Source organism: Kosakonia sp. S57, from assembly GCF_016516575.1.
Classification (GTDB): Bacteria; Pseudomonadota; Gammaproteobacteria; order Enterobacterales; family Enterobacteriaceae; genus Kosakonia; species Kosakonia cowanii.
The window spans coordinates 154,355-166,410 of the sequence record NZ_JACVUL010000002.1 but is presented as its reverse complement, the minus strand read 5'-3'; the positions used below and the strand labels follow the sequence as shown (position 1 = coordinate 166,410).

Below are 12,056 nucleotides of genomic sequence, written 5' to 3'. Positions count from 1 at the left end.
AGCAGATGAAACGACTGATTGTGGGCATTTCCGGCGCCAGCGGCGCAATTTATGGCGTTCGCCTGTTACAGGTGCTGCGCGATGTCGCTGAAGTAGAGACCCATCTGGTGATGAGCCAGGCCGCCCGGCAAACTCTCTCCCTTGAAACCGACTACTCCCTGCGCGATGTCCAGACGCTGGCAAACGTGGTGCATGACGCCCGCGATATCGCCGCCAATATCTCCTCTGGCTCGTTCAAGACCGCAGGCATGGTGATCCTTCCCTGTTCCATTAAAACCCTCTCCGGCATTGTTCACAGCTACACCGACGGGCTTCTGACCCGTGCGGCAGACGTGGTGCTGAAAGAGCGTCGCCCGCTGGTGCTCTGCGTGCGTGAAACGCCGCTGCATCTTGGTCACTTACGCCTGATGACCCAGGCGGCAGAACTTGGTGCGGTGATCATGCCCCCGGTGCCGGCGTTTTATCACCGTCCGCAGAGCGTGATGGATATCGTCGATCAGACCGTCAACCGCGTTGTGGATCAGTTTGATATCGAACTGCCGGAAGATCTTTTTGCCCGCTGGCAGGGTGGCGATGCTGCAAAATAGTGCAACGTATCGCCGGATGCGCTTTTTTAGGGCAATTTTGTAAGCGCGATCATATCCTCAACATTTAATCCTCTTTTCCCCCGCTTACTGCTGCGGTTCGTTCCGCAGACCTGCTATCTTTCATCACAACGGTCAATCTGCAACGTTTTATTAACATTTCCCGCACCGCATTATTTGGCCCTCGGGAAAGTGGCATAAGACGTGCAAGGCTACTGGCTGCAACACAACACACGACACAATAAAAAAACAGCACACTTGAGGGTAATGTATGAAGAAGACGGTCCTCGCTCTGTCTTTACTGCTGGGGCTCTCCGCCACCGCCAGCGTTTATGCAGCGCTTCCCCAGACAGTCCGTATCGGCACCGATGCCACCTATGCACCTTTCTCCTCGAAAGATGCGAAAGGGGAGTTTGTGGGCTTTGATATCGATCTTGGTAATGAGATGTGCAAACGCATGCAGGTGAAATGCACCTGGGTCGGCAGCGATTTCGATGCCCTGATCCCCTCGCTGAAAGCGAAGAAGATTGACGCCATTATCTCGTCGCTCTCTATTACCGAAAAACGCCAGCAGGAGATCGCCTTCTCCGAGAAGCTCTACGCGGCGGATTCACGCCTGATTGCAGCCAAAGGCTCGCCCATCAAACCGACGCTGGAGTCGCTGAAAGGTAAACATGTCGGCGTGCTGCAAGGCTCAACGCAGGAAGGCTACGCCAATGATAACTGGCGCAGTAAAGGCATCGATGTGGTCGCCTATCAGAACCAGGATCAGATCTACTCTGACCTGGCTGCCGGTCGCCTCGATGCGGCATTCCAGGATGAAGTGGCCGCCAGCGAAGGCTTCCTGAAACAGCCAGCGGGCAAAGAGTTTGCTTTTGCCGGCCCGTCGGTGAAAGACAAAAAGTACTTTGGCGACGGCACCGGGATTGGCCTGCGTAAAGATGATACCGAGCTGAAAGCGGCGTTCGACAAAGCCTTTACCGAGCTGCGTAAAGATGGAACCTACGACAAGCTTGCCAAAAAATACTTCGACTTTAACGTCTACGGCGAGTAAGGCTGTACGGCCTGCGCCAGCGGGCCGTAAGGGAAAACGCTGCGCCATGCGCCTTTCGCGGCATGGTGCAGTAAACGGTGTCTGTTCCAGTGTGGTGCAGTGGCTGCATCACAATAGTGCAGGGCTGCATAGTTACGCACTCAGATTGCAAAAAAAGTTATCCTGCCGCGTTTATCTTTTGCCTTGCCGGGGGAGATGATGGCACGATAACGCACCGTTAAGTTGTGAGAATTCCCTTAGGAAAGACAGTCTGTTGAGGATAATGATGAAAAAATTGGTGCTCTCCCTTTCTCTGGTGCTCGCTGTTTCCAGCGTCTCTACTGTATTTGCTGCAATCCCGCAAAAATTACGTATCGGTACCGATCCCACTTATGCCCCGTTTGAATCAAAAAATGCGCAGGGTGAGTTGGTCGGTTTTGACATCGATCTGGCAAAAGAGCTCTGTAAGCGCATTAATACGCAGTGTGTGTTCGTTGAAAACCCGCTGGACGCGCTGATCCCTTCATTAAAAGCGAAGAAAATCGACGCGATTATGTCCTCGCTGTCGATCACCGAAAAGCGCCAGCAGGAGATTGACTTCACCGACAAACTCTACGCGGCGGATTCCCGTCTGGTGGTGGCAAAAGATTCTGACATTCAGCCGGAGCTGGATAAGCTGAAAGGCAAGCGCATCGGCGTATTGCAGGGCACCACTCAGGAGACCTACGGTAACGTGCACTGGGCACCGAAAGGCGTTGAGATCGTCTCCTATCAGGGCCAGGACAATATCTACGCCGACCTGACCGCAGGCCGAATTGACGCCGCGTTCCAGGATGAAGTAGCCGCCAGCGAAGGTTTCCTGAAAACCCCGATGGGCAAAGCCTACAAATTCGGCGGGCCGTCGATTAAAGATGAGAAGCTGTTTGGCGTCGGCACCGGCATGGGCGTGCGTAAAGGCGATAGCGAACTGCGTGACGCGCTGAACAAAGCCTTCGCCGAGATGCGCGCTGACGGCACCTACGACAAGCTGGCGAAGAAGTATTTCGATTTTAATGTTTACGGTGGTTAATCCCACCCCCCATTAACGTGCGCCCCCTCCCGCAAGGGAGGGGAAGAGACACGGCAAACACCACACACGACAGGACAGGCTGCATGCTGCACGGGTTTTCTCAAGTGATATTCCAGGGCGCGCTGGTGACCCTCGAGCTGGCGCTCAGCTCCGTGGTGCTGGCGGTGCTGATTGGCCTGGCGGGCGCAGGCGCGAAGCTCTCCAAAAGCCGCGCACTGGCGCTGATCTTTGAAGGTTACACCACGCTTATTCGCGGCGTGCCCGATCTGGTGCTGATGCTGCTTATCTTCTACGGCCTGCAAATTGCCCTTAACGCCATTACCGACGCGCTCGGCATGGCGCAGCTGGATATCGATCCGATGGTGGCTGGCATCATTACCCTCGGCTTTATTTACGGCGCTTACTTTACCGAAACCTTTCGCGGCGCTTTTATGGCGGTGCCGAAAGGGCAGATTGAAGCGGCGACGGCGTTTGGCTTTACCGGCCGCCAGGTGTTCCGCCGTATTCTGTTTCCGGCGATGATGCGTTTTGCGCTGCCGGGCATCGGCAACAACTGGCAGGTGATCCTGAAAGCGACGGCGCTGGTCTCCTTACTGGGGCTGGAAGATGTGGTGAAAGCGACGCAGCTCGCAGGTAAAAGCACCTGGGAGCCGTTCTACTTCGCCATTGTCTGCGGCGCGATCTATCTCATTTTTACCACGGCCTCCAACGGTGTCCTGCTGCTGCTTGAACGCCGCTACTCGGTGGGTGTGAAGAGGGCCGACCTGTGATTGAGATTATTCAGGAGTACTGGCAATCCCTGCTCTGGAGCGACGGCTACCGCATTACCGGCGTGGCGATCACCCTCTGGCTGCTGATCGCCTCGGTGGTGATGGGCGGCATACTGGCGCTGTTTCTCGCTATCGGGCGCGTCTCCAGCAACAAATTTATCCGCTTCCCGATCTGGTTATTCACCTATATCTTTCGCGGCACGCCGCTCTATGTGCAGCTATTGGTCTTCTACTCCGGCATGTACACGCTGGAGATTGTGAAAGGTACCGAGCTGCTAAACGCCTTTTTCCGCAGCGGCCTCAACTGTACGGTGCTGGCGCTGACGCTCAATACCTGCGCTTACACCACCGAGATTTTTGCCGGGGCGATCCGCTCGGTGCCGCACGGTGAAATTGAAGCGGCGCGGGCGTATGGCTTCTCATCTTTTAAAATGTACCGCTGCATTATTTTGCCTTCGGCGCTGCGTATCGCGCTGCCGGCCTACAGCAACGAGGTGATCCTGATGCTGCACTCCACGGCGCTGGCCTTTACCGCGACGGTGCCGGATCTGCTGAAAATCGCCCGTGATATTAACTCCGCCACCTACCAGCCCTTTACGGCGTTTGGTATCGCGGCGGTGCTCTATCTCATTATTTCGTATGTTCTGATTAGCCTCTTCCGCCGGGCGGAAAAGCGCTTTTTACAGCATATGAAGCCCTCTTCGACGCACTGAGAGCACGATGTCTGAGAATAAATTAAACGTTACCGATCTGCATAAGCGCTACGGCGAGCATGAAGTGTTGAAAGGCGTGTCGTTGCGGGCTAACGCCGGGGATGTGATCAGCATCATCGGCTCCTCCGGCTCCGGCAAAAGCACCTTCCTGCGCTGCATCAACTTCCTTGAGAAACCGAGCGAAGGCACCATTGTGGTGAGCGGGCAGAATATCAATCTGGTGCGCGACAAAGATGGCCAGCTGAAAGTCGCCGACAAGAATCAGCTGCGTCTGCTGCGCACGCGCCTGACGATGGTGTTCCAGCACTTCAATTTGTGGAGCCACATGACGGTGCTGGAGAACGTGATGGAAGCGCCGATTCAGGTGCTGGGGTTGAGCAAGCAGGAGGCGCGCGAGCGGGCGGTAAAATACCTGGCGAAAGTGGGTATCGATGCGATGCAGCAGATCAAGTATCCGGTGCATCTCTCCGGCGGCCAGCAGCAGCGCGTGTCGATTGCCCGCGCGCTGGCGATGGAGCCGGAAGTGCTGCTGTTCGATGAACCAACCTCAGCCCTCGACCCGGAGCTGGTGGGTGAAGTGTTGCGCATCATGCAGAAGCTGGCAGAAGAGGGGAAAACCATGGTGGTGGTTACCCACGAAATGGGCTTCGCCCGCGATGTCTCCAGCCACGTCATCTTCCTGCATCAGGGCAAAATTGAAGAAGAGGGCACGCCGGATGAGCTGTTCGGCAACCCGAAAAGCCTGCGCTTGCAGCAGTTCCTCAAGGGATCGCTGAAGTAAGCCATGATTGCCTGATGGCGCTGCGCTTATCAGGCCTACGGGAAGCGCTGTTGTAGGCCGGATAAGGCGAACGCCGCCATCCGGCACTGCGCCGTCGCAATATCACTTATCCGGGCGATTAACCGGCCACCAGCCTTGCGGAATACCTGAGGCGGAAATAAAACGGTAATGGGTGAATATCGCCCCACGTGCGGAGACGCGCTTCTCAAGCTGAACCGTTTGCGCACCAGGCGGCACAAGCGCGTCGCGGGTGCAGAGTTCAATCGGGCGGTTTAACCACGCATCGTAAAAGCGCAGCCCCGCCGGGCAACGGTTGGTGCGGGTGATGGGCGGGCCTGGGTGACCAATAGTAAACGTTACCTCACTCTCTACTATCTCGCTGGCAGTAAACTTTACCCACGCTTCCGGCACGTTCCACAGGGTTGCGAGGCTAAGCAAACACAGGACAACAAAACAAAGCAGCTTATTGCGCAGCGTCGTAAAGGGGCCGCGCCAGGCCGCCAACAATCCCACCAGCACGGCAACGATCAGGATAATCCAGGGATCCGGCTCACCGTTTTTCAGATAGACCTTGTGGCTAAACCCGCTGGAGAAAAGCAGCCATATCACCCACAAAAAGAAGATCACAACCCCGAGAGTGGCTTTCGCTTTGGCTGATTTGAACATCCTCTTAGTGCTTTTCACGGCGATAGATCCAGTCATCATAATATTTCCCGCGCAGCAAATAGGCCTGCTCCAGCACCTGTACGCGGGTGAAACCGCTCTTCTCCAGCACCCGCACCGAGCCGAGGTTGTCCGACAGCACCCAGGCGTTAAGGGCGTGAATATCGCGCTGGGTAAAGGCGAAATCGCACAGGGCGGCAACCACTTCTGACGCCACGCCCTGGCCTTGTGCTTCAGGCAGGATCGAGTAGCCGACATCCGCTTCCTGCAAAAGATGTGGACTCGGGCGCAGGCCGACATCACCAATTGCATGACCCTGCTCATCGCGGATCACAAAGGCATTCGGATCGTTAAGCCGATCTTCAAACAGGGTGCGGATCTGGCTTTCAGAGGCGATCTCAGCCATATAGCGCATCACGCTTTTATCCTGACGTATCTGCAAAAAGAAGGGCCAGTCAGACGCCTGAAATGGCGTGAGGGTAAAACGGGGGGTCTGCAACGTCATGACGCGTCCTTGTGAGAATCAAACGAAGAAGCTTAGCACTGCAAAGGCGCGCGCGAGTGCCACAAAAATTAGGGGATAGCAGGCTGCCAGGCGTAGGTTTTGCCATTCTCAGCGATAAAACGGTAGCGGGTAAACCAGGCCCCGCGTGCGGCGAGGCGTTTTTCGACCTGCACCGAGCTGGCGTCGCGCGGCACGCTCTCTGTGTGGGTGCACAGCGTGACTAATCGCCCGAGCCACGCATCATCAATGCGCAGCCCGGCTTCGCAGTGGCTTTTGCGCCCGAGCGAAGGGCCGGGATAGGTGAGGCGAAAGGTGACGTCGCTCTGTACCGTTTCGCCTGCCGTCAGGCGAACCCAGCCTTCCGGGACATTAAGCAGCGTAACGCCAACAAAGGCCGCGACGCTGAGGAAAAGCTGCCACGGGGCTAACGCCTTAAATGCGCTCGCCTCACCGCGTACTGCCCTGCGCCAGCCACACCAGACTCCAGTCAGCAGGGCAACTACCAGCAGAAATGGCGTATCGGGCGCGCCATCACGCATAAAAACCGTCACCGCCAGCTTGTTGCTCTCCCACATCCAGAGTGCCCATACCAGAAGCAGCAGACAGAGTGCGCAGAGGCGGATTTTTTGCGACCGGGTCAATGGCAAGCCTTTTGCTTTAAAAGGCGTAGCTTACCACTGCTGCAATCATGAGAGACTATGCTTGTCTCTGAAAGTTAATCATGTAGACCTGCGTATACGTGTTGAGCGGTCAATATAGTTTCCTTCCTCATCAAAATAGCGTTCGGGCCAGATTACTGCAGGATCCAACTCCAGTGCTTCAGCAATAATTTTTTCCCCTTTAGGCCAGGGGCGCTGCAGCGTGTTTGCAAGGGTAGATGAACTTAAACCTGCTTGTCGTGATAGTGCCGCTAAAGACATTTTACGTTTATGCAGCATTGCAATGATATCTGCGGGATGTATGCCATCACTTGTTTTCATATATTTTCCTTAATAAATGAGGTGGCTCAAATAATGTACTCAAATACTAAGTAATACTTAGCGTTTTCTCAATGGCACAAAACCAAAATCATGACTTTGCTTCCAGAAAAAAAGAGTTTTTATGCTTCCCCATAGGTTAAAGACGGCAAGGTTGAAAGCTGGGTTATCACAGCAGAAGTTAGGTATCTTGGCCGGGATTGATGAGGCCACTGCAAGCGCAAGAATGAATCAGTATGAAAAAGGCATTCATACTCCTGATTTCGCATTGGCCTGCAGGCTGGCGGGAGTCTTGCACGTGCCAGTCTGCTATTTTTATACGGTTGAGGAGGATTTGGCAGCTTATATTCAAAGCTACTATTTGAAATGAATGGAATATAAACTCAACATTGGCAGAGATATATATGGCAAAGAATCGTGACGATTTTACAAAAAAAGTTATTAGAGAGCTTAAAGATAGGGTTAATGATATATGCTCAAATCCCTCATGCCGTGTCAGCACGAAAGGTCCAAAGGGTAACAATGATTCTTTTACTATTGGTGTGGCCTCTCATATATGTGCGGCTGCGCCAGGAGGGCCAAGATATGATGCTTCAATGTCTTCTGAGTATAGGAAATCTTTCGAAAACGGAATATGGCTTTGTGCAAACTGTGCCACTAAAATTGATAAAAACACATCTCCTTACTCTATTAAAACTTTAAATAAATGGAAGCGTGATGCTGAAGCTGACGCTAGAAATAACATAGGGATAAAATCAATAACACATCAAGACGCATTAGATATGTTAACAATGTCTCTAACTGGCTTCCCTAAGAAATTTATCGTTCAAACTATCGAAAATGCTCATATTGCAACCTCGCAATCTATTGCACAATTGGATTCGAGATTTGACGTGGTCTCATCATATAGTAAAGGAACAACGTCTTTTATATTGAATGCTAACGTACCTGTTGAGCTTACCGCCTCAATCAATGATTACGAAAAGTATCAAAAAGATTTTTCGGAATTAATTAGGGCAGGTAAGACACTAAGACTGGATAACAAGGATGTGAATTTTTCAGGATCGCCTATTTTTGAAGATCTAATTGATAAACAAGAAGGTAAGTTAATCTTCTCAGCTCTTGAAAAAAAAGCTTTATTGAAAGTTTCATTAGTTGGTGAGAGTAATAATGAAATTGAAAGTCTTGATGATATTGGTGGAGCGCTAGTTGGTGGTAACGAAGCGATCTCTTTTTGTGGAGGTTGTTATGACGGGCTACTTCATTTTTCGGTTGCGTTTGATTTTAAAAATAACAATGGCAATATGACCTTTTCATCTAAATTAAAAAAATGGCAAGGCATAGATATAAGTAAATTGCCCTTTTTTAAAAAAGTTTTCAATCTTTACGAGAAGCTAAATGCAGGCTGGAAATTCGTCATCAAGCTTGAGGTTGATGGAGAGGTTATTTTGGGAAATACGTTTGTAGATCTTAAAGAGAGCGAGAAATTCCCTTCAATTATTACATTGCTTAAATATACAAGGGTCGCTAGGATTATCTCCAAGAAAACGAATAACTTGGTTGCTTTTACATCAAATGTTAATTTTACGGCAGAAGAACATAAGAAATTAAAAACAGTTGCCGAATTGCTTGAAAGTGATAATATTCTTTATAGTCATGATTTAGATTCTAATCCTATGATTAGTGTCTACGTTAATCAAGAAATTAAATCTGCATTAGATAGTAGTAATGATGATGTAAATGCTAACTTTAGGTATGTTGAGGAGAGTGGTGAGGAAATAAAAATATTTAATAGTATTATTGTGCTGCCAAAGAAATCTATCGAGTTTATTGCAGTGAAATTAAAAATTGATAATGATTTTATTGAAATGAGTAAGGACGATTTAATAGTGATTGAGCTTATTCCAAAGCAAGGTTTTAAGCTTGTTCAAAAATACATTTTCAACTAATAATAAAATGCGCACTAACAGTGCGCATTAATTGATTAGTTCACCACATCCGTCAGCGCCTCTTCGAGATCGTGCCAGCGAAAGGCAAACCCGGCCTCTTCCAGGCGTTTAGGCAGCGCGCGCTGGCCGCCGAGCACCAGCACCGAGGATTCCCCCATCATCAGGCGTACAGCCGTGGCGGGCGCGCGCATAAACGCCGGGCGGTGCAGGGCATGACCGAGCGCGTGAGCGAACTGCTCATTACGCACCGGGTAAGGGGCGACCATATTAAACGGCCCGCGCAGATCGTTATCCAGCAGCCAGAGGATGGCGTTGACCATATCGTCGATATGGATCCAGGCCATATATTGCCGGCCGGTGCCAATCGGCCCGCCGAGACCGAGGCGGAAGAGCGGCAATAGTTTGCCGAGAATGCCGCCTTTCGGCGTTAACACCACGCCGGTGCGCAGCAGGCAGACGCGGGTGCGGTCGCTCTGCGCTTCGCAGGCGATCTGCTCCCAGCGCGCGCAGAGCTTATGGGTAAACTCGTTATGCGGCGGCTCCTCTTCTGTTACCACCACTTCGCCGAGATCGCCGTAGTAGCCGCAGGCGGAACCGGAGATCAGCACCTGCGGTGGGTTGTCGCTGGCTTTGATCAAATCCGCCAGTTGCTGCGTAATCTGCCAGCGGCTGTTGCACAAGCGCTGCTTCTGCTCCTCGGTCCAGCGCTTATCAGCAATTGGTTCGCCTGCCAGATTGATCACCGCATCAAAGGTGTTGAGATCCGCAAGATCGTTAAGCCCCTTCAGCAGGCTGACGCGGGCATCAAGCTTTTGCTGCGCTTTGGCCGGATTTCGTGTGACCACCGTTACGCTGTGGTGTAACTCCAGAAGACGGGGGATCAGATGGTGGCCAATCAGGCCGGTACCGCCAGTAACGAGTATCTTCATGCTTCCCTCCGAAGCGTGATTATCCTTAAAACGCGCAGCTTATGGCAGCTGCGCTTTCTGCAATGCACTCTCAGTGGCCGGGCGCGTGCGAATGCGCTCAAACCAGTTAAAGACCGCCGGGTAATCCTCAAGCGAAATACGCTGGCGCGCATGCGCATTAATCCATGGCCAGGCGGCGATATCCGCAATGCTGTAGTGCTGGCCCGCCAGCCACGGCACCTGCTCAAGACGTTTATTCATCACCTGATAGAGCCGCTGCGTCTCCACCTGGTAGCGCTCGATGGCATAGGGCACCGGCTGTGGCGCGAAGTGGTTAAAGTGATGATTCTGCCCGAGCATCGGCCCCAGTCCCGCCACCTGCCAGAATAGCCACTGCAAAGTGACATGACGCTCGCGCAGCTCACCGCTCAGGAGCTGGCCGGACTTCTCCGCCAGATAGAGCAGGATCTCGCCCGACTCGAACAGGCTAAGCGGTGCACCGCCGTCGGCGGGTTCATGATCGACAATCGCCGGGATCTTATTATTTGGTGAGATATCTAAAAATTCCGGGCGAAACTGCTCGCCTTTACTAATATCTACGCGGATCAGACGATACGGCAGCCCGGCCTCTTCGAGAAACAGCGTTATCTTATGGCCGTTCGGTGTCGGGGCGAAATAGAGGTCTATCATCGAAACTCCTGTGAGCGGAATGGGCGTCGCCTGTTAAGTATAGGTGTTCCCGGTAATGACAACGTTTTCCGCGAGTGACAGAAGGCAGAAGAGGCTATATTTTGGTCGAAACCTATCCGCTAAACGAGGATGTTATGAGCGAACCGGCAATCACGTTGTGGTCTGACAAAGAGTACTTCTCCCCGTATGTGCTGTCGGCGTACGTTGCCCTGCATGAAAAGGCGCTGCCGTTCACGCTGAAAACCGTCGATCTGGCGAGCGGCGCGCAGCACGGCGCGGGCTGGCCCGGCTTTCGTCTGACGCAACGTGTTCCTTCCTTAGAGATTGATGGCTTTGTGCTGAGCGAGTCCTCGGCGATTGCCGAATACCTCGACGAGCGTTTTGCGCCGCCGGAGTGGGAGCGTCTCTATCCCCATGACCGCGAGAACCGCGCCCGCGCGCGGCAGGTGCAGGCCTGGCTGCGCAGCGATCTGCTGCCGATCCGTGAAGCGCGCTCAACGGATGTTGTGTTTGCCGGGGCGAAAAAAGCGCCGCTCAGCGAAGCAGGCCAGGCGAGCGCCGATAAGCTGTTTGCCATCGCGGGCGAATTGCTGGCACACGGCAAGCCGAACCTGTTTGGCGAGTGGTGTATTGCCGATGTCGATCTCGCTCTGATGCTTAACCGGCTGGTGATGCATGGCGACCCGGTACCGGAGCGCTTAGCGGAGTACGCCACCTTCCAGTGGCAGCGCTCCTCGGTTCAGCGCTATGTTGCACTTTCCGCTAAGCGCGCGGGCTGATAAGCGCTTCGCGTTCCGGTATCATATGGGCGTTTTTTTCAAAGAGGTGCAGTGATGAAACTGATGTTTGCATCGGATATTCACGGGTCGTTGCCCGCGACGGAACGCATACTGGAACGGTTCGCGCAAAGCGGCGCCCGCTGGCTGGTTCTGCTTGGCGATGTACTCAATCACGGGCCGCGTAACGCGCTGCCGGAGGGGTATAATCCGGCGCAGGTGGCAGAACGGCTCAATACGCAGGCGAGCCGGATTATCGGCGTACGCGGCAATTGCGACAGCGAAGTGGATCAGATGCTGCTGCGCTTTCCCATTACCGCGCCCTGGCAGCAGGTGTTGTTACCCGCGTGCCGCCTGTTTTTGACCCACGGTCATCTCTTCGGCGCGGAGAATATTCCGCCGCTGGAGGCAGGCGATGTGCTGGTGTATGGGCATACCCATATTCCGGTTGCCGAGCAGCGTGATGGGATTGTGCACTTCAACCCCGGTTCGGTCTCTATTCCGAAAGGTGGATTTGCCGCCAGTTACGGCATGCTGGAAGAGAATATGTTACGTGTTATCGCACTTAATGATCAGCGGGTTATTGCGCAGGTTGCGATTAATCCGTAATTTACCCGTCAACCGAAACGCGCCGTAAG

The 12,056-nt window shown here is 53.1% G+C and carries 16 protein-coding genes; 10 read left to right on the top strand and 6 right to left on the bottom strand.

The features are described 5' to 3' along the window. The first annotated feature begins 5 nt into the window (after nt 1-5). The 6 genes from IAE48_RS02595 (at nt 6) to hisP (ending at nt 4,950) form a co-directional block, all read left to right on the top strand. Entirely contained in the window at nt 6-587 is a 582-nt protein-coding gene (locus IAE48_RS02595) for a UbiX family flavin prenyltransferase (protein ID WP_200133371.1), read from the top strand. A 268-nt stretch (nt 588-855) separates the two neighbouring features. Further along, entirely contained in the window at nt 856-1,638 is a 783-nt protein-coding gene (argT, locus tag IAE48_RS02590) for a lysine/arginine/ornithine ABC transporter substrate-binding protein ArgT (RefSeq protein ID WP_023479789.1), read from the top strand. 265 nt (nt 1,639-1,903) lie between these two features. Continuing rightward, entirely contained in the window at nt 1,904-2,686 is a 783-nt protein-coding gene (hisJ, locus tag IAE48_RS02585) for a histidine ABC transporter substrate-binding protein HisJ (protein ID WP_200133456.1), read from the top strand. Between the two features lie 83 nt (nt 2,687-2,769). Then, on the top strand, nt 2,770-3,456 hold the full coding sequence (locus IAE48_RS02580; protein WP_023479875.1) for a histidine ABC transporter permease HisQ: 687 nt from the start codon (nt 2,770-2,772) through the stop codon (nt 3,454-3,456). After that, nucleotides 3,453-4,169, top strand: coding sequence for a histidine ABC transporter permease HisM (gene hisM / locus IAE48_RS02575; RefSeq protein WP_200133370.1), 717 nt, complete (start codon nt 3,453-3,455; stop codon nt 4,167-4,169). The genes IAE48_RS02580 and hisM overlap by 4 nt, the downstream gene beginning before the upstream one ends. Nucleotides 4,170-4,176: 7 nt before the next feature. Beyond that, a complete protein-coding gene (hisP, locus tag IAE48_RS02570; protein ID WP_042712051.1) occupies nt 4,177-4,950 on the top strand; it encodes a histidine ABC transporter ATP-binding protein HisP in 774 nt (257 codons plus the stop codon). A gap of 102 nt (nt 4,951-5,052) precedes the next feature. On the opposite strand, the gene IAE48_RS02565 is transcribed toward hisP, so the two are convergent. The 4 genes from IAE48_RS02565 to IAE48_RS02550 form a co-directional block, all read right to left on the bottom strand. Beyond that, a complete protein-coding gene (locus tag IAE48_RS02565; RefSeq protein WP_233631378.1) occupies nt 5,053-5,655 on the bottom strand; it encodes a hypothetical protein in 603 nt (200 codons plus the stop codon). Continuing rightward, nucleotides 5,621-6,118 (bottom strand): GNAT family N-acetyltransferase, encoded by a 498-nt coding sequence (locus IAE48_RS02560; protein WP_200133369.1) that lies wholly within the window; start codon nt 6,116-6,118, stop codon nt 5,621-5,623. The genes IAE48_RS02565 and IAE48_RS02560 overlap by 35 nt, the downstream gene beginning before the upstream one ends. 68 nt (nt 6,119-6,186) lie before the next feature. After that, on the bottom strand, nt 6,187-6,759 hold the full coding sequence (locus IAE48_RS02555; protein WP_200133368.1) for a hypothetical protein: 573 nt from the start codon (nt 6,757-6,759) through the stop codon (nt 6,187-6,189). A gap of 78 nt (nt 6,760-6,837) precedes the next feature. Beyond that, complete coding sequence (locus IAE48_RS02550; protein WP_200133367.1) at nt 6,838-7,098, bottom strand: helix-turn-helix transcriptional regulator; 261 nt, start codon at nt 7,096-7,098, stop codon at nt 6,838-6,840. A gap of 121 nt (nt 7,099-7,219) precedes the next feature. Here IAE48_RS02550 and IAE48_RS02545 point away from each other — a divergent pair, with 121 nt between their 5' ends. Next, a complete protein-coding gene (locus IAE48_RS02545) occupies nt 7,220-7,465 on the top strand; it encodes a helix-turn-helix transcriptional regulator (protein WP_200133366.1) in 246 nt (81 codons plus the stop codon). Nucleotides 7,466-7,499: 34 nt separating this feature from the next. Further along, nucleotides 7,500-9,044, top strand: coding sequence for a hypothetical protein (locus IAE48_RS02540; RefSeq protein ID WP_200133365.1), 1,545 nt, complete (start codon nt 7,500-7,502; stop codon nt 9,042-9,044). A 35-nt stretch (nt 9,045-9,079) separates the two neighbouring features. On the opposite strand, the gene IAE48_RS02535 is transcribed toward IAE48_RS02540, so the two are convergent. Both IAE48_RS02535 and yfcG read right to left on the bottom strand, forming a co-directional pair. Next, a complete protein-coding gene (locus IAE48_RS02535) occupies nt 9,080-9,973 on the bottom strand; it encodes a TIGR01777 family oxidoreductase (RefSeq protein WP_200133364.1) in 894 nt (297 codons plus the stop codon). 39 nt (nt 9,974-10,012) lie between these two features. After that, entirely contained in the window at nt 10,013-10,642 is a 630-nt protein-coding gene (gene yfcG / locus IAE48_RS02530) for a GSH-dependent disulfide bond oxidoreductase (RefSeq protein WP_023479771.1), read from the bottom strand. 134 nt (nt 10,643-10,776) lie between these two features. Between yfcG and yfcF the strand changes: the two genes are divergently transcribed. Together yfcF and yfcE are read left to right on the top strand one after the other, a co-directional pair. Continuing rightward, entirely contained in the window at nt 10,777-11,421 is a 645-nt protein-coding gene (gene yfcF / locus IAE48_RS02525; protein WP_200133363.1) for a glutathione transferase, read from the top strand. A gap of 54 nt (nt 11,422-11,475) precedes the next feature. Further along, complete coding sequence (yfcE, locus tag IAE48_RS02520) at nt 11,476-12,027, top strand: phosphodiesterase (RefSeq protein WP_042712057.1); 552 nt, start codon at nt 11,476-11,478, stop codon at nt 12,025-12,027. Nucleotides 12,028-12,056: the final 29 nt, after the last annotated feature.